The 21,256-nt window shown below is 69.8% G+C and carries 19 protein-coding genes and 1 tRNA gene; 14 read left to right on the top strand and 6 right to left on the bottom strand.

From position 1 onward, the window contains the following. Positions 1 to 68: 68 nt before the first annotated feature. From LRG07_RS02990 to rimI, 11 genes are all read left to right on the top strand, one after another. Positions 69 to 509, top strand: coding sequence for a hypothetical protein (locus LRG07_RS02990; protein WP_238641767.1), 441 nt, complete (start codon positions 69 to 71; stop codon positions 507 to 509). 93 nt (positions 510 to 602) lie between these two features. After that, positions 603 to 1,493 (top strand): hypothetical protein, encoded by an 891-nt coding sequence (locus LRG07_RS02985; protein WP_238641766.1) that lies wholly within the window; start codon positions 603 to 605, stop codon positions 1,491 to 1,493. Positions 1,494 to 1,533: 40 nt separating this feature from the next. Beyond that, positions 1,534 to 4,416 carry a carboxypeptidase-like regulatory domain-containing protein gene (locus LRG07_RS02980; RefSeq protein WP_238641765.1) on the top strand — a complete coding sequence of 961 codons (2,883 nt, stop codon included), beginning with the start codon at positions 1,534 to 1,536 and terminating at the stop codon, positions 4,414 to 4,416. 207 nt (positions 4,417 to 4,623) lie between these two features. Next, the gene (gene ilvN / locus LRG07_RS02975) at positions 4,624 to 5,118 is read left to right on the top strand and encodes an acetolactate synthase small subunit (RefSeq protein WP_011813499.1); all 495 of its coding nucleotides are present in this window, start codon (positions 4,624 to 4,626) and stop codon (positions 5,116 to 5,118) included. 66 nt (positions 5,119 to 5,184) lie between these two features. Then, positions 5,185 to 6,195: a ketol-acid reductoisomerase gene (ilvC, locus tag LRG07_RS02970; RefSeq protein ID WP_238641764.1), complete on the top strand. Its 1,011-nt coding sequence runs from the start codon at positions 5,185 to 5,187 to the stop codon at positions 6,193 to 6,195. A 61-nt stretch (positions 6,196 to 6,256) separates the two neighbouring features. After that, entirely contained in the window at positions 6,257 to 6,706 is a 450-nt protein-coding gene (locus LRG07_RS02965; RefSeq protein WP_201243065.1) for a rhodanese-like domain-containing protein, read from the top strand. Then, positions 6,699 to 7,448, top strand: coding sequence for a CDP-diacylglycerol--serine O-phosphatidyltransferase (gene pssA, locus LRG07_RS02960; protein ID WP_201243064.1), 750 nt, complete (start codon positions 6,699 to 6,701; stop codon positions 7,446 to 7,448). Before LRG07_RS02965 ends, pssA begins: the two co-directional genes overlap by 8 nt. Before the next feature lie 274 nt (positions 7,449 to 7,722). Then, a complete protein-coding gene (locus tag LRG07_RS02955; protein ID WP_201168970.1) occupies positions 7,723 to 9,273 on the top strand; it encodes a 2-isopropylmalate synthase in 1,551 nt (516 codons plus the stop codon). Positions 9,274 to 9,276: 3 nt separating this feature from the next. Then, the gene (locus LRG07_RS02950) at positions 9,277 to 10,167 is read left to right on the top strand and encodes a uracil-DNA glycosylase (protein ID WP_238637040.1); all 891 of its coding nucleotides are present in this window, start codon (positions 9,277 to 9,279) and stop codon (positions 10,165 to 10,167) included. Between the two features lie 66 nt (positions 10,168 to 10,233). Beyond that, positions 10,234 to 10,524 (top strand): hypothetical protein, encoded by a 291-nt coding sequence (locus LRG07_RS02945; RefSeq protein WP_370641483.1) that lies wholly within the window; start codon positions 10,234 to 10,236, stop codon positions 10,522 to 10,524. A gap of 37 nt (positions 10,525 to 10,561) precedes the next feature. Further along, positions 10,562 to 11,026 (top strand): ribosomal protein S18-alanine N-acetyltransferase, encoded by a 465-nt coding sequence (gene rimI / locus LRG07_RS02940; protein ID WP_238641763.1) that lies wholly within the window; start codon positions 10,562 to 10,564, stop codon positions 11,024 to 11,026. Here rimI and LRG07_RS02935 read toward each other — a convergent pair. The 4 genes from LRG07_RS02935 to LRG07_RS02920 are packed head-to-tail and all read right to left on the bottom strand — an operon-like array spanning position 11,023 to position 16,218. Beyond that, positions 11,023 to 13,776, bottom strand: a complete 2,754-nt coding sequence (locus LRG07_RS02935) for a valine--tRNA ligase (RefSeq protein ID WP_238641762.1) — start codon at positions 13,774 to 13,776, stop codon at positions 11,023 to 11,025. The genes rimI and LRG07_RS02935 overlap by 4 nt on opposite strands. A gap of 14 nt (positions 13,777 to 13,790) precedes the next feature. Continuing rightward, positions 13,791 to 14,294 carry a hypothetical protein gene (locus LRG07_RS02930; protein ID WP_238641761.1) on the bottom strand — a complete coding sequence of 168 codons (504 nt, stop codon included), beginning with the start codon at positions 14,292 to 14,294 and terminating at the stop codon, positions 13,791 to 13,793. Then, the gene (locus tag LRG07_RS02925; RefSeq protein ID WP_201168955.1) at positions 14,291 to 14,722 is read right to left on the bottom strand and encodes a DNA polymerase III subunit chi; all 432 of its coding nucleotides are present in this window, start codon (positions 14,720 to 14,722) and stop codon (positions 14,291 to 14,293) included. The genes LRG07_RS02930 and LRG07_RS02925 overlap by 4 nt, the downstream gene beginning before the upstream one ends. Then, positions 14,719 to 16,218 carry a leucyl aminopeptidase gene (locus LRG07_RS02920; protein WP_238641760.1) on the bottom strand — a complete coding sequence of 500 codons (1,500 nt, stop codon included), beginning with the start codon at positions 16,216 to 16,218 and terminating at the stop codon, positions 14,719 to 14,721. Before LRG07_RS02920 ends, LRG07_RS02925 begins: the two co-directional genes overlap by 4 nt. 137 nt (positions 16,219 to 16,355) lie before the next feature. On the opposite strand from LRG07_RS02920, the gene lptF reads away from it, so the two are divergent. From lptF to LRG07_RS02905, 3 genes are all read left to right on the top strand, one after another. Beyond that, positions 16,356 to 17,456: an LPS export ABC transporter permease LptF gene (gene lptF, locus LRG07_RS02915; RefSeq protein WP_238635159.1), complete on the top strand. Its 1,101-nt coding sequence runs from the start codon at positions 16,356 to 16,358 to the stop codon at positions 17,454 to 17,456. Beyond that, a complete protein-coding gene (lptG, locus tag LRG07_RS02910; protein ID WP_238637047.1) occupies positions 17,456 to 18,508 on the top strand; it encodes an LPS export ABC transporter permease LptG in 1,053 nt (350 codons plus the stop codon). The genes lptF and lptG overlap by 1 nt, the downstream gene beginning before the upstream one ends. A 502-nt stretch (positions 18,509 to 19,010) precedes the next feature. Then, positions 19,011 to 20,180 carry a GNAT family N-acetyltransferase gene (locus tag LRG07_RS02905; protein ID WP_238641759.1) on the top strand — a complete coding sequence of 390 codons (1,170 nt, stop codon included), beginning with the start codon at positions 19,011 to 19,013 and terminating at the stop codon, positions 20,178 to 20,180. A 384-nt stretch (positions 20,181 to 20,564) separates the two neighbouring features. Here the strand turns inward: LRG07_RS02905 and LRG07_RS02900 are convergent, their stop codons facing one another. Then, positions 20,565 to 21,038 carry an RDD family protein gene (locus tag LRG07_RS02900; RefSeq protein ID WP_201168948.1) on the bottom strand — a complete coding sequence of 158 codons (474 nt, stop codon included), beginning with the start codon at positions 21,036 to 21,038 and terminating at the stop codon, positions 20,565 to 20,567. A gap of 70 nt (positions 21,039 to 21,108) precedes the next feature. Then, a tRNA-Glu gene (locus tag LRG07_RS02895) sits at positions 21,109 to 21,183 on the bottom strand. Positions 21,184 to 21,256 lie beyond the last annotated feature (73 nt).

Genomic DNA, 21,256 nt, shown 5'->3' with positions numbered 1-21,256 from the left:
GCTCGGGGGCTGGGGTTCCGTGAGACGCGGAGAGTATCCCTCGAGAGAGCGATAGGAGGTAGCAAGTCATGCGGAATTTCGACTGGACCAAGGGTGCGCTGGCGCTGACCGCGGGCTCTGTGCTGGCCATCGGCAGCGGCCAGGTTCTGGCTCAGTCCGGTGACTCGGATGAGATGAGCGTTGATGCGGACATGGCCGAGGCGATCTCGGTGGACGTGGAAAACGATCATAGCTTCGGCACGGTCTTCCCGGGGCAGCAGGTCACCCACGATGGTGTGCTGGCCACAGTCGAGGGTGAAGACGATGCCGAGTTCACCGCCGATATCGAGGGTGAGCTGACCGAGAACGCCGATGCCGCCACGCTCGGTACCAATCTGGATACCGGTAACGGTGATCTGGACGGCGGCTCGGCGGACATCGAGGGCAGCATCGAGCTTCAGGCCGAGAACGATGTCGATGGCGAGACTGTCGAGGGCAACGTGACGATCTCGGCCGATTACATGTGGTAAGACACGGACGGCCGTGAGTCGTCCTGCAGAGCTGGCCCCGGCATTGACCGGGGCCAGCTGTTTGGATCAAGCCAAACCGCAGGAGGTGGACCGATGCCCGTGCAGAAGCCGTTCCTCCCCTCATGCTCCCGGACCGCGGTGGCGTGCTCGCTGGCCGCAGGTCTGTTGGCGGCCGGCCCCGTCCTCGGGTCGTTCCAGCTCTCCCCGCAGCGTATCTACCTGGATGAGACGCAGCGCGATGCGCAGGTGGACATCTACAGCCAGAGCAATGAGGCGGAGGAGTACCGTGTCGTGCTGACCGACACGGAGATCGAGCCCGCCGGGGACATCGAGCTGCTTGATCCGGTGGAGCCGGATGCCGGAGAAGATCGTGGACACTTCGGGGCGGAGTTCCTTCGCTACCACCCGCGCCAGGGCGTGCTGGAACCTAATCAGCGCCAGACCATCCGGCTGATGGCGAGGATCCCCGATGAGGTCGAGGAGGGCGAGTACATGGCGCGGCTTGCCGTGCGCACCATGCCCTCCGGGCTGGATGAGGAGGCGTTCGCGCCGCCGGAGGCGGATGACGAGGAAGAGGCGGTCCGTGCCGGCGTGGAGACGCTCTTCGCCATGACGATCCCGATCTCGATCACCGTGGGCGATCCCGATGCAGAGCCAAAGATCGAGACCGTGCGCTATCGCGCTGATGACGATGGCGACGATGGGGAGCTGCAGGTCGCGGTGGGCCGCGAGGGCGATCGCGGTGTCTACGGAGCCCTGGAGGTCTACCGGGCCGATGGGCAGGAGCCGGTGTTCGAGCGCTCGCGTGCCGTGGTTGTCCGCGCCCTGGACGAGCGGCAGTTCACCTTTACCAGCGACAACCCGCCGGTCGAGCCCGGCGACGAGGTGCGCGTGGTCTTCCGCGCCTTCGATGAGGAGGAGGATGAAATCCCCGGGGAGACCGGTGGCCATATCAAGGCCGAGCGCACTCTGACCGTGGAGTGAACCGAGGCGTGCCGGGGCAGTGGGACACCGAGGTGGCGTTATGGCCCGCGGCGGTCGGTGGTTCCCTCTGCTTTGGACGGTCGTCGTCCTGTGCAACGGGGTATCGGCCTCCCCGCTCTCTCTCGACAGCCTGGAGTCTGAAGAGGACGTTGGCCGCGAGGAGATGGTGGTCCGGCTGGAGTTGGAGGGCCACGTCCTTGCGGATAGCGAATATTTGATCCGTAAGGACGACCGGATCTTCTATCCTCTGGATCAGCTCGCACGCCACCTGGAGTTGGATATCGAGGTCGACCCGCTTGCCGGTGAGGCGCAGGGCTGGGTCCTTGATCCCGAGCGGGAGTTCGAATTCTCCCTCGATCGCCGCGAGTGGCGGTTGGGCGATCAGCGTCGCGAGCTTGCGAGCTCTGAATACATCGAGGAGCACAGCGATATCTATCTGCGCGAGGACGTGCTCACCTCGATCATCCCCCTGGAGCTGGAATACCAGTCCCATCAGAGCGCGATCCAGGCAACGGCCGGGGAATCACTGCCCATCCTGACGCGACTGGAACGAGAGGCGCGCTGGGAGAGCTTCAGTGGCGAGTCGGGGCGCGCAGGGGGCGAAGACTGGCTGCCACGGCGCGAGCACCCGCCCCGGGCGGTCTCCCGGCCGGCCTGGTCCTTATCGATGAGCCAGTCCCTGGATGAGGCCGGCGGCCGTAGCCGCGGCGACCTGGGAGTGGCCGGGGATCTGTTCTGGCACGAGTCGCAATGGCGGGTCCAGATGACGGACGACCAGGGGGTGCGGCGGTTCGATGGCACCCTGGCGCGGGAGTTCGACCGCTCGTACCTGCAGCGTTACGAACTCGGGCGCACGACCCTGACTGGGCACGATCTCGTCCGCCGCCGGCGAACCGGGGCCGGAGTTAGTGTCACCAACCGTCCGGAGGGTGCCGCCCAAGCCACGTTTTCGGACCATGTGATCGACGGGGAGGCCCCCGCAGGCTGGGCAGCGGAGCTCTATCGTGAGGGGGATCTGATCGATTTTCAGGAGGTCGATGAGGACGGGCGCTTCGAATTTACACAGATCGATGCGTTCCCCGGCACCAACCGTTATGAGATCGAGCTCTACGGCCCCCACGGCGAGCGCGAAACCCGACGCAGGACCATCGAGATCGGTCCCGGTCTGCTGCCGCCGGGGACGGTGCACTATACGCTGGACGCCGGCAGCCCCGGGCGCAGCCTGTACCGCGCCACGGAGCGAGATCGCGCGAGTTGGTCCAGTGCCCGCGCCGAGGTGGGGATTACGCCCAGCTTGGCCGCTGGCGCCGATGTGCACCGGTTCGTGCCGGGGGGGCAAGACGTGGCCCCCGAGCAGGATGTGGGCGCGGCGGATCTCTCCCTGAGCGCCTTCGGGCTGTGGATGCGGCTGCGCGCAGCGGCGAACGACACCGGCGAACAGGCCTGGCGGTTCGCCGCGACCCGTGCGCTCGGTGCCTGGGATCTCAGCTACAAGACGGACCAGGTTAACGGGCTCAACACCCCGGAGTTGCCGGATGGTCTTGCCCAGCGGCATGAGCTGGAGGCCTCCGGCTCGATCGGTGGGCTGCGCTCACGGCTGCGGTACCAGTTCGAGCGGGATGAAGACGGGCGCGAACGGCACCGGCTGCGCACCCGCGAGAGTATGCGCGTGGGGGATCAGCGGATCACCAACCGGCTGAGCGCCCGGGACGGCGACGGCCGCGACCGCACAGCCAGTGGCCAGATCCGGCTGCGCCGAGGGCACGCGCATTCGGGGCGCCTCGAGTTCGGTGCCGACTACCGCCTCGCCCCGGGGGCCGAGGTCGAGGCCGCCGAGGTCGGCTACTCGCGTCAGCTCGCCCAGGACTGGCGGATGGATACGCAGCTGACCGGCTCGTTCAATGACGATCCCCATGATGTACGGATCGGGCTCTCCCGGCGCGGTGGTTCCTACTGGCGGCTGACCAGCCGCGCCGAGGCTGACACCGAAGGAGGTTGGCGGGTCTTCGCCGGTCTGGATATCGGGGGGCTGCCGCATCCGGACGGGGGGTGGACCCTCGATCCGGCGGCCGGGCGCGGCTACGACCGCGGAGCGGCCGTGGCCGATGTCCGCCTGGATGGTGAGCCCGCCGAGGGGGTCGAGGTGTGCGCCGGTTTCCATTGCGGCAAAAGCGATGACAGCGGGGAGGCCTGGGTCCCGCGGATCCGCCCCCACGAGCGCGTCAATCTGGAGGTGGATATCAGCTCCATCGAAGACCCGTTCGTGCGCCCGGCACAGCGGGGCTACAGCTTTACCCCGCGCCCTGGGCGGGTGCTGGATGTGGACGTCGATCTGCATGTGACCGGCGAGATCGACGGTATCGTCTATCGCGAGGACGGCGACGGCCGTCGAAGCGAGGTCTCCGGCTTCGAACTCGAAGCGGTCAACCAGGAGACCGGCGAGGTGGTGCAGCAGGATACCAGCGCCTTCGACGGGCTCTACCTCCTGGATCAGCTCCCTCCCGGCGTCTATCAGGTCCGGGCCACCGAAGCGCAGGCCGAGCGGCTCGGCGTGCCGCAGGCGGCGACGGCTCAGCAGGTCGAGGTGGAGGGCGGCGGTGATCTTGTCAGCGGGTACGATCTCGTTGTCCACAGTGGCGGGGCGTTCGTCCAGGCGCACCGTCCCAAGAGCGCTAGCGAACCCCTGAAGCTTCGGGTAGACAGCGCACAAGAACTCCGCGAGCAGCTGGAGACGCTCCTCGCGCGCATGGGCGCGGACGAGCCGGAAGGCGGCATGGAGGCCCTTGTGGCCGATGTCCGCGAACGCAATGGAGAGGCCCTAGATACCGCGCAGCCGGTGGAGGTGCCGACGGATCGGGCCCCGCTGGATCGCGTCGTCTACTGGTCCGAAGACGCCGCTGAGCAGTTGATTTCGCCGGAGTAAGGGCAAGGTATCCGCAGGTCGCTCTGCGGCTGGGCGGCCCCTCGATCTCTTGGCCCCAGTCGAAACGGGGTGTCCGGTGGTTGTGGGTTGTGGAGGCTGCCCGTGCGTTGGTCAGTGGTGGAGGGTCCCCGCTCCGCTTGACCTCCGCCCCACCGGCCAGTATTTTCCCGCATTTACTCCGCACATTGCGGTCCGGGGGAGAGCTACATGCGGCACATCATCTCGATGCTGGTGGAGAACGAGTCCGGTGCGCTGTCGCGCATCTCGGGCATGTTCACGGCCCGTGGCTACAACATCGAGTGCCTGACGGTCGCCCCCACCGATGACCCGAGCATCTCGCGGCTGACCCTGGTCACCATCGGCGACGACCAGATCATCGAGCAGATCATCAAGCAGCTGAACAAGCTGCTCGATGTGATCAAGGTCGTGGACATGACCGAGGGCAAGCACATCGAGCGCGAGATGATGCTGATCAAGGTCACCGCCGGCGTCGCCGAGCAGCGCGAGGAGTTCAAGCGCCTGACGGACATCTTCCGCGGCCGCATCCTCGACGTCACCGAGAAGATCTATACCATCGAGATGACCGGCACGAGCGACAAGCTCGACGCCTTCATCGAGGCCATCGGCCCGAGCAACATCCTGGAGGTGGTCCGCTCCGGTGTCATCGGCATCAGCCGCGGCGAGCGCCATCTGCGCGTCTAGCGCCGTCCCGTCTCATCCCCGCCCGCCCGGCGGCGGGCGGACTCGCGAATCCGTTCAGGGGGAAACATGAAGGTCTATTACGATCAGGACGCCGATCTTTCGCTGATCACCAGCCGCCGCGTGGCGATCATCGGCTACGGCTCCCAGGGCCATGCGCACGCCAACAACCTCAAGGAGTCCGGCGTCAACGTGGTCGTGGGCCTGCGCCCGGGCTCGGGCTCGGCGGCGAAGGCCCAGGAGGCCGGCCTGGAGGTCGCCTCGGTGGAGGAGGCCACCCAGGGGGCCGACGTGGTGATGATGCTCGTCCCCGACGAGGCGGCGCCGGATATCTACCACCAGCAGGTGGCGCCGAACCTCAAGGAGGGCGCGGCGATCGCCTTCGCCCACGGCTTCAACGTCCACTACGGCCAGATCCAGCCGGCGGCCAATCACGACGTGATCATGATCGCCCCCAAGGGCCCCGGCCACACCGTGCGCTCGACCTACGTCGCCGGCGCCGGCGTGCCGTCGCTGATCGCCATCGAGCAGGACGCCAGCGGCCAGGCCAAGGAGATCGCCCTGGCCTACGCCGTGGCCAACGGCGGCGGCCGCTCCGGGATCATCGAGACCTCCTTCCGCGAGGAGACCGAGACCGACCTCTTCGGTGAGCAGACCGTGCTCTGCGGCGGCATCGCCGCGCTGATCGAGGCCGGCTTCGAGACGCTGGTGGAGGCCGGCTACGCCCCCGAGATGGCGTACTTCGAGTGCCTGCACGAGACCAAGCTGATCGTGGATCTGCTCTACGAGGGCGGCCTGGCGAACATGCGCTACTCGGTCTCCAACACCGCCGAGTACGGCGACTTCACCCGCGGCCCGCGGGTCATCAACGAGGAGTCCCGCGAGGCGATGCGCGAGATCCTCGAGGAGATCCAGAACGGCGACTTCGCCAAGGAGTACGTGCTGGAGAACAAGGCCGGCGCGCCGACCCTGCACGCCCGCCGCCGGCTGGCCGCCGAGCACCCCATCGAGGAGGTGGGCGAGCGTCTGCGCGGCATGATGCCGTGGATCGCGGCCAACAAGCTGGTCGACCGCGACTGAGCCAGCGTCCGCGCGTGGGGCGGGCCCGTCGGGCCCGCCCGCCGGTGGCGCCGGGAGCCCCATGACCGAGCTGCTTCACTGGATCGAGCAGGACCCTGTCCGTTTCGTCGCGATCGCCGCCGTGGCGGTGCTCGGCGGGCGGCTGCTCTGGCGTCGCCTGACGCGTCGCTATCGGCCGCTGCCGGTGGCCGAGGCGGTGCGCCGGGTCAACGACGGCGAGACGCTGTTCCTCGATGTGCGGACCGGTCCCGAGGTCCGCGGCGGCGTCCTCCCCGGCGCCGTGCACATCCCCAAGCATCAACTGCGTCGGCGTCTGCAGGAGCTGCGCGGCCACTGCCCGGATGGTGGTCCCGTGGTGGTCTACTGCCATAGCGGCATGCGCTCGGCCGGCGCGGCGCACCTGCTCACCCGGCACGGCTTCGAGCCGGTCTTCAACCTGCAGGGCGGGGTGATGGCCTGGAACGCCGACGGCCTCCCGCTGGATACGGCGCCGGGGGCGCGGCATGAATAAGCGGGTCCGTCGCCGCGGCATCTTCCTGCTGCCGAACCTGTTCACCACGGGGTGCCTGTTCTTCGGCTTCATGGCGGTGATCTCCGCCATCGACGGCGAGTTCGGTCGCGCCGCGGTGGCCGTGCTGGTGGCCATGGTCTTCGACGGCCTCGACGGCCGGGTGGCGCGGCTGACCGGGACGCAGAGCGACTTCGGGGTGCAGTACGACTCCCTGGCCGATATGGTCAGCTTCGGCCTCGCCCCGGCGGCGGTGGCCTTCCTGTGGGCGCTGGGCAACACCGGCGCCGGCACGCCCTGGGATAACGTTGGCTGGCTGGTGGCCTTCCTCTTCGTCGCCGGGGCCGCGCTGCGCCTGGCGCGGTTCAACACCCAGAGCGGGGTGGACGACAAGCGCCACTTCCAGGGGCTGCCCAGTCCGGCGGCGGCCGGGGCGGTGGTCGGTCTGGTTTGGTTCGGCGACCGTATCGGGCTGACCGGGCTTGAGGCCGCCATCCCGGTGGGGGTGGTGGTGGTGCTTGGGGCGGTGCTGATGGTCAGCAACGTCCGTTACGAGAGCTTCAAGGAGCTCGACTTCCGCTACCGGGTGCGGTTCACCTCGGTGGTGGGGCTGGTGCTGGCCATGGCGCTGGTGGCGGTGCACCCGCCGACGGCGATCTGTCTGGGCTTTTTGATCTACATGTTCTCCGGCCCGGTGCTGACCGTGCTGCGGCTGCGCCGCCGGCGTCGCCACCGGCGCGCCTGAACGCTTGCCCGGGCGGCGCTGCGGCGATATATTCGAAGGCATCATGAATACCTGCCCGGCCAATCCCGCGCCCCACGTCCGCTGGCTTCGCTGCAGCGGCGCCGGCGGCGTGCGGCTGCTTAGCAACGCCCGCCTGCGCGGCGGGGATCGACTGCCGGCCTGACGGCCGGCTCGAATCCTTCCCCAAGACCGTTTCTGCACGGGCGCCCGCGGCGGCGCCGTGAACGTATTCCATTCGGCGGCGTAGGCCGCCACGACACAGGGCTGAGCAGCCATGGGTGCAAGCGACCATCTCTACATCTTCGATACCACGCTGCGCGACGGGGAGCAGAGCCCCGGCGCCTCCATGACCCGCGAGGAGAAGGTGCGCATCGCCAAGGGGCTTGAGCGCATGCGCGTCGACGTCCTCGAGGCCGGCTTCCCGGCGGCGAGCAGCGGCGACTTCGAGAGCGTCCGGGCCGTGGCCGAGGCCATCAAGGAGAGCCGGGTCTGCGCCTTGGCCCGGGCCCGGGATCCCGATATCCACGCCGCCGGCGAGGCCCTGGCCCAGGCCGAGGCCGGGCGCATCCACACCTTCATCGCCACCTCGCCGATCCACATGCAGAACAAGCTGCACATGACCCCGGATCAGGTGGTGGATGCGGCGGTGCACGCGGTGAGTCTGGCCCGGCAGCTGTGCGACGACGTGGAGTTCTCGCCGGAGGACGCCGGGCGCTCCGAGCACGATTTCCTCTGCCGGATCATCGAGGCGGCCATCGACGCCGGCGCGCGGACGATCAACATCCCGGATACGGTGGGCTACAACCTGCCGGAGCAGTTCGGCGGGCTGATCCGCACCCTGCGCGAGCGCATCCCCAACTCGGACAAGGCGGTCTTCTCGGTGCACTGCCACAACGACCTGGGCGTGGCGGTGGCCAATTCCCTGGCCGCGGTCCAGGCCGGGGCGCGGCAGGTGGAGTGCACCATCAATGGTCTGGGCGAGCGCGCCGGCAACGCCGCGCTCGAGGAGGTGGTCATGGCGGTCAAGACCCGCCAGGACGTCTTCTCCTGCTCGACGCGGATCAACGCGCGCGAGATCGTGCCTACGTCGAAGCTGGTGGCCAACATCACCGGCTTCCACGTGCAGCCGAACAAGGCCATCGTCGGCGTCAACGCCTTCGCCCACGAGTCCGGCATTCACCAGGACGGCGTGCTCAAGCACCGCGAGACCTACGAGATCATGCGCGCCGAGGACGTCGGCTGGCACACCAACCGCATGGTCCTGGGCAAGCACTCCGGCCGCAACGCCTTCCGCTCGCGGCTCGAGGAGCTGGACATCCACCTCGACTCCGAGGAGCAGCTCAACGAGGCCTTCGCGCGCTTCAAGACGCTGGCCGACAAGAAGCACGAGATCTTCGACGAGGACCTGCAGGCGCTGGTCACCGAGGCCGGCGCGGCGCTGGAGAACGAGCGCATCCGGCTGCTCTCGCTGCACGTCTGCTCCGAGACCGGCGAGCAGCCGGAGGCCACCGTCTCGCTGCTGATCGACGGCGAGGAGCGCCAGGCCGTGGCCCCGGGCAGCGGTGCGGTGGATGCGGCGTTCATGGCGGTGGACTCGCTGGTGCAGTCGGGCACCGAGCTGCTGCTCTACTCGGTGAACAACATCACCTCCGGCACCGACTCCCAGGGTGAGGTCACCGTGCGGCTGGAGCGCGGCGGCCGCGTGGCCAACGGCCAGGGCGCCGATGTGGACATCGTCATCGCCTCGGCGAAGGCGTACATCAACGCCCTGAACAAGCTCCTCGCCTCGCCGGATCGGCGCCACCCCCAGGCCGCGGACGTCTAGGGCGTGGATACCCGGCGGCTCAGCTACCTGCGCCGGCTGGGGGTGGACTGCTACATCCCCCGCGACGCCGCCGTGCTAGAGCCGGAGGCGCCGTTGGCGTCGACTGCCGCCGGCGCCGCCGGTGACGGCCCGGCGCGGACGGCGGTCGACGGCCATCCGCCGGAGCGTGGTGCCGCAGAGAGTGCGGTGCCGGCGACGTCCGATGCCTCCGCCACCGCGACCCCCGAGGACAAGACGGGCGGGCAGGCTGCCGCCGCACCGGAGCCGGTTGCCCCCGCGGCGCCGGCCGATCCGAGCAACGACTGCGACGGCCTCGACTGGGACGCCCTGGCGGCGCGGGTGGCCGGGTGTCAGGCCTGCAAGCTCTGCGAGGGGCGCACGCAGACAGTCTTCGGGGTTGGTGATCGGCAGGCGGATCTGGTGATCATCGGCGAGGGGCCCGGTGCGGAGGAGGATCGTCAGGGTGAGCCCTTCGTCGGCCGCGCCGGGCAGCTCCTTGATGCCATGCTCGCCGCCATCGATCGCGGCCGCGACCGCGGCGGGGTCTACATCGGCAACATCGTCAAGTGCCGGCCGCCGGGCAATCGCGATCCGCGGCCCGACGAGGTGGCCGCCTGCACCCCCTACCTGCGCCGGCAGCTCGAGCTCCTGGAGCCGAAGGCCATCGTCGCCCTCGGGCGGGTGGCAGCACAGCAGTTGCTGGAAACGAAAGCACCGCTGGCCAAGCTGCGCGGGCAGCTCCACCATTACGGCGAGCAGTCGATCCCGGTCTGGGTGACCTACCACCCGGCCTACCTGCTGCGCTCCCCCGGTGAGAAGGCCAAGGTGTGGCAGGATCTCAAGCGGATCCGCGCGCTGGTGGAGAACGACTCGGTGCCCAAGCAGGTGGGATAGAGCGGCGGCCGATGCCCAGGGCCTACCGCGTTGCCGTCGGATCTCGCTGGTGCTAGCGTCGAAGGCATGACTTCCGTTGTCGAACTCTACGAGCAGCTGGCCTCCGCGCCTGACGATAAAACGCGCGCGCGTCTGATTGCGGAGGCGTTCGAGCGTATGGAGGAGCGCTATCCGGAGGTCAAGGATCCGGAGGTCAAGGACCTGGCGACACAGACGCACCTGCGCGAGACGGAACTGCGGTTGCAAAAGGAGATCGAGCAGCTGCGCTCCAGCGTCCTGCGTTGGCTGGTCGGTCTACTTGCCGGGCAGACGGCCGTGATCCTGGCGGCGATCTTCGCGATCGTACGGATGCAGTAGTGCTTCCGGGGCTGCCCATAACAAGCAAGAAACAGCCATGGCGGATTCAATCGGCAAACCCCGGCCGATGACCTACGAGGATCTTCGTACTGTGCTCGCCATCGAGCAGCGCTCGGTGGCCTATCCCTGGAGCGGACGCATCTTCCGCGACTGCATGGCGGCCGGCTACGGCTGTTTCGTCCAAGCGCACGGGCGCGAGCTCCTCGGCTACCTGGTGGTCAGCTGCGCCGGCGGCGAGGGGAGCATCCTCAATATCTGCGTCGACCCCGAGTGGCGGCGCCAGGGCATCGCCGCTCATCTGCTGCGCGTGGCCGTCGAGCGCGCCGAGGTGATGCAGGCCGAGAACCTCTTCCTGGAGGTGCGACCCTCCAACACCGCGGCGATCGCCCTCTACGAGCGCCACGGCTTCCATGAGGTGGGCCGGCGGCCGGACTACTATCCGGTCCCCTCCGGCCGTGAGGATGCGCTGATCATGGCCAGGGTGGTGACGCCCCCGTTCTAGAGCGCCTCCACCCGCCGCTCCTGCTCGGCGACCTTCTCCAGCGCCTGCTGCGCCTCGGTGAGCTTCGCCCGCTCCTTGTCCACCACCTCGGCCGGCGCCTTGGCGACGAAGCTCTCGTTGCCGAGTTTCTTCTCGGCGCGCTCGATCTCCCCCTCGAGCCGGGCGCGCTCCTTGGCCAGGCGGGCGAGTTCGGCGTCCTTGTCCACCAGCCCGGCCATGGGCACCAGGACCTCCATCTCGCCGGCCAGGGCGAGGGCCGACTCCGGCGGCTGCTCGTCGGCCTCGAGGATGCGGATCGACTCGAGCCGGGCCAGGGTGGTGACGAATCCCTCGTGCTCGGCCAGGCGGGTGCGGTCGCGCTCGCCGGCGTGGCGCAGCAGCACCGGCACCGGCCGGCTCGGTGAGATGTCCATCTCGCCGCGGATCCGCCGCACGCCGAGGATCACCCGCTGCACCCAGTCGATCTCCGCCTCGGCGGTCTCATCGCGCCGCTCGGCCAGCGGGGTCGGGTAGGGCTGGCGCATGATGGTCTCACCGGTGATGCCGGCCACCGGGGCGACGCGCTGCCAGATCGCCTCGGTGATGAAGGGCATCAGCGGATGGGTCAGGCGCAGCAGCTCCTCGAGGACCTGGATCAGCGTCTGGCGGGTGCCGCGGGCCTGGGCCTCGGTGCCCTCGCGCAGGGCCGGCTTGGAGAGCTCCAGATACCAGTCGCAGTACTCGTCCCAGGTGAACTCGTAGATCGCCTGCGCGGCCTGGTCCAGGCGGTAGTCGGCAAAGGCCTGACGGACCTCGGCGACGGTGCGATCGAGCCGCGAGCGGATCCAGCGCTCGGCCGCGCCCAGCTCCACCGGCCCGCCGCTGCCGCAGTCGGCGCCCTCGGTGTTCATCAGCACGTAGCGGGCGGCGTTCCAGAGCTTGTTGCAGAAGTTGCGGTAGCCCTCCACGCGGCCGAGGTCGAAGACGACATCGCGCCCGGTGGTCGCCAGCGAGGCGAAGGTAAAGCGCAGCGCGTCGGTGCCGTGGGGCTTGATGCCCTCCGGGTAGTGGCGGCGGGTCATCTGCTCGATGCGCTCGGCCAGCTGTGGCTGCATCATGTCGGCGGTGCGCTTGGCCACCAGCGATTCCAGGTCGATGCCGTCGACGATGTCCAGCGGGTCGAGGACGTTGCCCTTGGACTTGGACATCTTCTGCCCTTCCGGATCGCGGACTAGGCCGTGGATGTAGACCTCGCGGAAGGGGACGTCGCCCATGAAGTGCAGCCCGAACATGATCATCCGGGCCACCCAGAAGAAGATGATGTCGAAGCCGGTGACCAGCACCGAGGTCGGATAGAAGGTGCGCAGTGCCTCGGTCTCCTGCGGCCAGCCCAGGGTCGAGAAGGGCCACAGGGCGGAGGAGAACCAGGTGTCGAGGACGTCCTCGTCGCGGGTGAGCACCGCGTCGCCCAGGCCGTGGCGCTCGCGGACCTCGGCCTCGGAGCGGCCAACGTACACGCGGCCCTGCTCGTCGTACCAGGCCGGGATGCGGTGGCCCCACCAGATCTGCCGCGAGATGCACCAGTCCTCGATGTTGCGCAGCCACTCGTAGTAGGTCTTGTCCCAGTTGCCGGGGATGAAGCGGATGCGCCCGTCTTCGACGGCCTGGATGGCCGGGCGGGCGAGGGGCTCGGCGCGCACGAACCACTGCCAGGTCAGGTACGGCTCGATGACCGCCCCGCTGCGATCGCCGCGGGGGACCATCAGCTTGTGGTCCTCGACCTGCTGGAGCAGGCCTTCGGCGCGCAGGTCCTCGACCACCCGCTCGCGCGCCTCGTAGCGATCCAGGCCCTGATAGCGCTCCGGGGCGTTGTCGTTGATGCGCGCATCCTCGGTCAGGACGTTGATCCGCGCCAGGCCGTGGCGCTCGCCGACGGCGAAGTCGTTGAAATCGTGGGCCGGGGTGATCTTCAGGCAGCCGCTGCCGAAGCTCGGGTCGACGTAGTCGTCGCCGATGATCGGGATCTCGCGGCCGACCAGGGGCAGGCGCACGCTCTTGCCGATCAAGTGGGTGTAGCGCTCGTCCTCCGGATTCACCGCCACGGCGGTGTCGCCGAGCATGGTCTCCGGGCGGGTGGTGGCCACCACCACGGAGTCGCTGCCGTCGGCGAGGGGGTAGACCATGTGCCAGATGTGGCCCTGCTCCTCGGCGGAGACCACCTCCAGGTCCGAGACGGCGGTGTGCAGCACCGGGTCCCAGTTGACCAGGCGCTCGCCGCGGTAAAGCAGGTCCTCCTCGTAGAGGCGGACGAAGACCTCGGTGACCGCCTCGGAGAGGCCCTCATCCATGGTGAACCGCTCGCGGCTCCAGTCCACGGAGGCGCCCATGCGGCGCAGCTGGTTCTGGATGGTGCCGCCGGACTCCGCCTTCCACTGCCAGACGCGCTCCAGGAATGGTTCGCGGCCCAGGTCGTGGCGGCTCAGCCCCTCGGCCTCGAGCTGGCGCTCGACGACCATCTGCGTGGCGATCCCGGCGTGGTCGGTGCCCGGCTGCCAGAGGGTGTTGTGGCCCTCCATGCGGTGGTAGCGCACCAGGGCGTCCATCACTGTGTCCTGGAAGGCGTGCCCCATGTGCAGGGTGCCGGTGACGTTCGGCGGCGGGATCATGATGCAGTACGGGCTGCCCTCGCCGGAGGGGGCGAAGTGGCCGCCCTGCTCCCAGAGCTCGTAGAGTCGGGACTCGATTGCGCTCGGGTCGTACGTCTTCTCCATCGGGGCCTCGATCCTCAGCGATTCGGTGCGGGTTGGTTCGTGTTCGGATATTCGGAGTCGTCCGCTCCGGGGGTGGTGCCCCCGGAGCCGCCGCTCGGCTCCTCCGGCGGCTGCTGGCGGCGGCTGGCCGCCACGGCGTCGATCAGCGCATCGTCCACCGCCTTGCGGATGGGCGCCTCGGCCTCGCGCAGGGCGTCGGGCAGGCGGCGCTCGAGTTCACTGCGCAGGTGCCGGGCCAGCTCCCGGGTGGCGTGGCGCTCGATATCGGCGCGCTGCGCCGCGGTTAGGGGGGGCGCCGCTCCGGCCGGCGGCGCTTGCGCGGCATCATGCGCCGTTGAGGGCTCGGAGGCGGCGGGCGCTGCTGCCGCCTCCGCGAAGGGCGGCTGCGGCTGCTCCCCGGGGGCGTCGCCGTCGGCCTCGGGACGCAGCCACGGGCCGTCGTTGGCGCGCACCTGCTCGCCGGGGACGACGACGTCATAGAGCAGCGGCGGTTGCGGCTCGTCGTTGGACGGGTTCATCGGCGCCCCTCCTCGATGCGGTGGGTGTGCGGCTCGCAGCCGGCCTCCTTGTAGAGGCGGTAGCGCTGGCGGCTGGCGCGCAGGACCGCCTCGCGCTGGTCGACCACCTCGGCCACGCGCCGGCGCTCCCGCCAGGTGGCCGGGGTGTGCTCGGTGAGGTTGACCAGCACGGCGTCGTCGGCGGCGTGCTCGTCGCGGCCCACCGCCACCGGTTCGCCGTCGCGGGCGGCGAGGGTGGCGTGGGGGACGAAGCTGCCCTGGCGGAAGGTCCACAGCAGGGCGTCGAGCCGCTCGCTCTGTTCGTCGTCCTCGGTGAGCAGCAGCACGCCGTAGCCGTTTTCGTACGCCTTCTCGGCGAGCCGGCAGGCGAAGCGCTCGCGCAGCGCCGCACCGGGACCGCCGAGGATGTAGAAGTCGACCCGGCTCACAGGGTCCAGCCGGCACGGCCGGCGAGGAAGTGAGTGAGCAGCGGGACCGGACGGCCGGTGGCGCCCTTGTGCTCACCGCTTTTCCAGGCCGTGCCGGCAATGTCCAGGTGCGCCCAGCGCAGTCCGCGGGCGAAGCGCTGCAGGAAGCAGCCGGCGGTGATGGTGCCCGCCGGCTGCCCGCCGATGTTGGCCACGTCGGCGAAGGGCGAGCGCAGCTGCTCGTCGTACTCCTCGTCCAGGGGCAGTTCCCAGCCGCGGTCGGCGGCGCGCTCGCCGGCCTGCAGCAGGTCGCGCACCAGCCCCGGGGCGTTGCCCATCAACGCGTGGCGATGGTGGCCGAGTCCGACGATGGCCGCGCCGGTGAGGGTGGCCACGTCGACCACCTCGCTCGGCTCCAGACGCCGGGCGTAGGCCAGGCCGTCGGCCAGCACCAGCCGGCCCTCGGCATCGGTGTTGAGCACCTCGATGCGCTGGCCGTCCAGGCTGTCGATGATGTCCCCGGGGCGCGTGGCGCGGCCGTCGGGCATGTTCTCGGTGGCCGGGATGATGGCCACCAGATTGAGCGGCAGCTGCGCTTCGGCGGCGGCGTGGACGGCGCCGAAGACGGCGGCGGCGCCGGACATGTCGTACTTCATCTCGTCCATGCTCGTCGACGGCTTGATGGAGATGCCGCCGCTGTCGAAGGTGATGCCCTTGCCGACCAGCGCCACCGGCGCCTGATCGTCGGCGCCGCCGCGGTAATGGATCACGATCAGCCGGGGCGGCGTCTCGGCGCCCCGGGCCACGGCCATCAGGGCCGCCAGGCCCTGCTCTTCGAGCTGCGCCGGGCCAAGGACTTCCGCGTGGACGCTGTCAAAGCGCTCGGCCAGCGCCTCGGCCTGCTCGCCCAGATAGCCGGGGGTGCAGATGTTCGCCGGGGTGTTGCCCAGGTCGCGGGTGAAGTTGGCGCCGCGTCCGGCGGCCTGGCCCAGCGTCAGGGCCGGCTGGGCGCGACGCAGATCGGCGCGGCGCGGCACGGCCAGTGTGGCTTGGCGCAGCGGGCGGCGCGGCGGGCGCGGGTCGCTCTTGTAGGCGTCGAAGCGGTAGAGCGTGGTCTCGAGCAGCTCGGCCGCGGTGGCCACGCGCCAGGCCACGTCGCGGCCGCGGACCGGCAGCTCGGGCAGGAACAGGGTCGCCTCGCCGGTGCCGGCCTGTTCCAGGGCGCGGGCGGCGGCGGCGACGGCTTTGCGGTAGGTGCGCTCGCTGAAGTCGCGCTCGCGCCCGCAGCCGACGAGCAGCACGCGGTCGGTGCGCACCCCGGGGCAGTCGGGCAGCAGCAGGGTTTGCCCGGCCTCGCCGTCGAGATCCCCCCGGCGCAGCAGATGGCTGATGTAGCCGTCGCTGGCGGTATCCACCGCCCGTGCTGCCTCGCTCATCCGTCGGCGCTCGTAGACGCCCACTACCACGCACGCCGTGCGTTGCCGTGCCGGATCGCCGCTTTTGGTCCTGAGCTCCATGAAGCCTCCCGTGCCCTCGTCACCGCGCGCTGGCTCGGTTATGCTCGGCCGCGCTGCGTCGGTTGCCTTGCGCAGACGCACAGTCTACGGAATCGTGTAGCTTTTTTGCAGCGCACGCCGGGATGGGGCCGTCACCCTTGGGTCTGACCATCATCGATCGCTATCTGGTCCGCGAGGCGGCCTGGGCGGCGCTGGCCGTGCTCGCCGTTCTCTTCGCGGTCCTGTCGGCGAACCAGCTCATCGACTACCTGGCCGATGCCGCCGGTGGGGATCTGCCCGGCGAGGCGGTGGCCGTGCTCATGGGCCTGCAGATCCTGCGCTATCTGGGTGTGGTGATCCCGGCGGCGCTGTTCCTCGGCATCGTCCTGGCGCTGGGCCGGCTCTACCGCGACAGCGAGCTGCCCGTGCTCGCCGCCTGCGGGGTTGGCCCCGGGCGACAGATGCGCGGGCTGTTGCTCCTCGCCGTGCCGGTCGCGCTGGCCGTGGGGGGGCTGTCCACCGTGGCGGCACCGTGGGCCTCGCACACCGCTGATGTCTACGCCGAACAGGCGGCGCGCACCGCGGATCTCGGTGCGTTGCAGGCCGGCCGGTTCATCGGCGGCGGTGACGCCGGCACGGTCTACGCCAGCCGTACCGAGGGCGACGGCGTGCTGCGCGAGGTCTTCGCCCACGCCCGCGATGGCGAGCTGGAGACCGTCATCCGCGCTGACCGGGGCCGGCAGCTGATCGACCCGGAGACGGGGCAGCGTTTCTTCGTCTTTGAGGACGGGTACCGTTACGACGGTCATCCGGGGCAGCTGGACTGGCGGGTGACGGCTTTCGATCGCCACGGGCTGTTGATCGACACCCGCACGCCGCGGGAGGTGAGCCGCGACCGCGAGGGCACGCCGATGGGTGAGCTGTGGGCCGCCGGCGGGTTGCAGGACCGGGCCGAGATCGAGTGGCGGCTTTCCATGCCGGTGATGGTGGTGGTGCTGAGCCTGCTGGCGGTGCCGCTGGCTAAGGCTGAGCCCCGCGATGGCCGCTACGGCAAGCTGCTCAGCGCGGTGCTGGTCTTCGTCGCCTATTTCCAGCTGCTGAGCAGCGGACGCGAGTGGCTGGAGGCGGGTATCGTGCCGGCCCCCCTGGGGCTGTGGTGGGTCCACGTCCTGGCTGGGGTGGCCGTGGTGCTCTGGACCCGCCGGCGCTTCGGCGCTGGGCCGGGTTGGCTGCGGTCGGCGGCCCGGGGGCGTGGCTGATGCGCATCCTCACCGGTTACCTGGCGCGGACGGTTATCGCGGCGTCCTTGGTTGCCCTGGCCGCCATCCTCGCTCTGGATTTTGTCTTTAGCATGGTCGACGGGGTCGCCGACGACGACCTGGATACCCCCACCACGCTGCTCAAGGCCCTGCTCGAGGCGCCGGCGCTGGCCTACGAGGCCTTCCCCTTCGCAACGCTCATCGGCGCCCTGATGGGTCTGGGTGCCCTGGCCGCCCGGCAGGAGCTGACTGCCATGCGCGCCGCCGGGGTCTCGGTGGTGCAGATCGCCGGTGCGGTGCTGGTTGGTGGGGTGATCCTGGCCCTGTTGGCGACGGCGGTGGGCGAGTTGGTGGTGCCGCCGGCCGAGCGGCAGGCCGCGGCGGTGCGCGGGCTGTCCGAGGCCGACGAGCTGCGCACCGGACCGGACGGGGCGCTGTGGGCCCGGGATGGGCGGGATTTCCTGCGCGCCGAGCGGCCGCGCTCGGCGTCCCACCTGGAGTCGGTGACGCTCTTCCGCTTCGTCGAGGGGCGTCTGACCGAGCGGATCGATGCCGAGGGCGCCCACTACCACGACGGACAGTGGCGGCTCGAGGACGTGGTCAAGACGGTCTACGGCGAGCATCAGCTGGAGCGCCGGGAGCTGGCGCAGTGGTCGTGGGAGGGGGCGCTGAGCCCGGAGGTGCTCGCCGTGGTGGTGGCGGATCCCTCGACGCTGCCGGTGCCGGAGCTGTGGACGTACATCCGCTATCTGGAGGCCAATGAACTCGACAGCGGGCCGTATCGGTTGGCGCTTTGGGAGAAGGTGGCGACGCCGCTGGCGACGTTGGCGATGTTGCTGGTGACCATTCCGCTGGTATTCACGGCGGTACGTTCGTCGGGGGCGGGGCAGCGGATTGTCATTGGTGTGCTGGTGGGGGTGGCGTTCTTCTTGCTCAATCGGGCGCTGGGGCAGGCGGGGGTGGTTTATGGGGTGCCGCCGTCGCTGTCGGCGCTGTTGCCGGTGTTGGCCTTTGCGGCGCTGGGGCTGTGGGGAACGCTGCGGGTTCGTTAGCGGGTGGCCGTTTGGTGCCCGCGCGCTTGGTGCCCCCGCCTTGGAGCGGCCGGGGTCCGGGGCGCCGCTGTGAGCGCCGCTGCGCGGGTCGGCTGACGGCGCCCGCGCTTGGCGCCCGCCCGATCGGTGCCCGCGCCTTGGAGCGGCCGGGGTTCGGGGCGCCGCTGTGCGCGCCGCTTCGCGGTCCCCTGCGCGGCTCGCCCGAGCGGGTCGCTCGCTTAACTCGCTCCGCTGATGCTTCGCTCGGACAAAACCTCGCTAAAAGCGCCGACGCGCGGCGTCGGCGCTTTTCCCCGCTCGGGCTGCGCTGCTCGGCGCACCCAGAAAGGCGCCCCGAACCCCGACCGCCCCAAGGCGCTTCGGCTGTCGTGCCACCCCGCATGCGGAAGGCCGGGAATCCCCCAGCGCGGGTGCGCCGATCATGCGGCTTCGAACGCCCATCATGGCCGAAAGTTACGTTGACCACCCAGACAGACGGGCAGACCCCGGGCCGATCGGGAGGATGAGGGAACAACGGGTGATCGCCATCGAGCGCCTTGCGAGCATCGAGCAGGTCCCGGCGGCTGAGTGGGATGCCTGCGCCGGGGAACAGGATCCGTTCACGAGCTACGGCTACTTGGCCGCCCTGGAGCGCAGCGGTTCGGCCACCACCGCCACCGGGTGGCAGCCCTGCCATCTGTTGGCCCGCGGCCCCGGCGGGACCGCACAAGGCGTTTGTCCGGCTTACATCAAAGACCACTCCTTCGGCGAGTTCATCTTCGATTGGGGGTGGGCCGACGCCTTCGAGCGCGCCGGCGGACGTTACTATCCCAAGCTCCAGGTTGCTGTTCCCTTCACCCCGGTCACCGGGCCGCGTCTGGCCGTTCACCCCGATGCCGCGGAACCGGAAGCCATCCGCCGTGCCCTGGCCGGTGAGCTGACACGGATCTGCGCCGAACTCGGCCTCTCCTCGGTGCATATCACCTTCCCGCGGCGCGAGGAGTGGGAGGTTCTCGGCGAGTTCGGCTGGCTCCAGCGGACTGCCCACCAGTACCACTGGCACAACGCGGGCTACCGGGACTTCGAGGATTTCCTCGCCCACCTCAGCCAACGTCGGCGCAAGGAGATCCGCCGCGAGCGCCGCGCCTTGGCGGCGAGCGGGGTGGAGATCCACGCGCTGAGCGGCGACGAGGTCGGTGCCGAGCATCTGGACGCCTTTGACCGGCTCTATCAGCAAACTTGCTGGCAAAAGCTTGGCCCGGGGTACCTGACACGCCGCTTCTTCGACGAGCTGGCCGCACGGCTCGGTGACCGCACCCTCTGGGTCATGGCGCGCCTGGACGGGGCATGGATCGCCGGTGCGCTGCACCTTTTCGGCACCGACGCGCTCTACGGGCGCAACTGGGGCTGCCGGCTGGACGTCCGCGAGCGGGTCCCGTACCTGCACTTCGAACTCTGTTACTACCAGGCCATCGAGCGGGCCATCGCGACCGGCCTGCCGCGGGTCGAGGCGGGCGTCCAGGGCGAGCATAAGCTCCAGCGGGGTTACGCCCCGGTACCGACCTACGCCGCCCACTGGATCGCCCACCCCGGGCTGCGCGACGCAGTGGCCGACTTCCTCACCCGAGAGCGCGAGCGGGTTGCCGAGGCAATCGAGATCCTTGATGGCCACACCCCATACCGGGGGCGATAGGGGAAGCGTCGCCGACGGCTAGAGCGCCTTGGGGCGGCCGGGGTTCGGGGCGCCTTTCTGGGCGCGCCGAGCAGCGCAGCCCGAGCGGGGAAAAGCGCCGACGCCGCGCGTCGGCGCTTTTAGCGAGGTTTTGTCCGAGCGAAGCGTCAGCGGAGCGAGTTAAGCGAGCGACCCGCTCGGGCGAGCCGCGCAGGGGACCGCGAAGCGGCGCGCACAGCGGCGCCCCGAACCCCGGCCGCTCCAAGGCGCGGGCACCGATCGGGCGGGCGCCAAGCGCGGGCGCCGTCAGCCGACCCGGGCAGCGGCGCGCACAGCGGCGCCCCAAACCCCGGCCGCCCCAAAGCGCGGGCACCACGCGCGGGCGCCGTCAGCCCTCGACCCGCATCAACCCTCGTGGGGCTCGCGAATCAGCCAAGTCCCCGCCAGACGATCGTGCAACGCCCGATGCTCCGCATCGAACAGCGCCCAAACGAAGCCCAGACCCAGCAGCGCCCAGGACAGCCCCGCGGCCACAAAACGCGCGCTCGCCTGACCCAGCGTCGGCGGCACCCCCTCGGCGTTAACCACCCGCAGCCGCCACGCCAGCATTCCCAGCGTCCGGCCGCCACGGGTCCAGAAGAGCACGAAGAAGAGATAGACCAGCGCCAGCAGATAGACCTGATAGGCGACCGACAGCCAAGTGCCCGGCGCCGGCGCCTCACCCCCCGAAACCGGCAGGAAGACCGCACTGCCGAGGAAGATGATCGAGACGACGAGCAGCAGGTCGTAGAGGAGTGCCCCGATTCGCAGGCCGAAGGCGGAGAAGACACGGCCGCCGCGTAGGACTCGGCTGGGGGCGTCAAGGGCGGTCTTGCTCACGTCGGGATTCCCGGCAGCAGGCGCGCGGACCCGGGAGGCCGCTGCGCGGCTCAAGAAGAGAGGAGTAAGGTGGCGCTCCCAAGGGGATTCGAACCCCTGTTTCCGCCTTGAGAGGGCGGCGTCCTAACCGCTAGACGATGGGAGCGCTGTCTCGTCCTGTACGGCTCAACCGTCAGCAACGAGGGTGGTATTATAACGATCTTCGTCACTCACACAAG

Origin of the sequence: Halorhodospira sp. 9622 (assembly GCF_022228025.1) — a bacterium.
Classification (GTDB): domain Bacteria; phylum Pseudomonadota; class Gammaproteobacteria; order Nitrococcales; family Halorhodospiraceae; genus Halorhodospira; species Halorhodospira halophila_A.
This window is presented reverse-complemented; position numbering and strand designations above follow the sequence as displayed.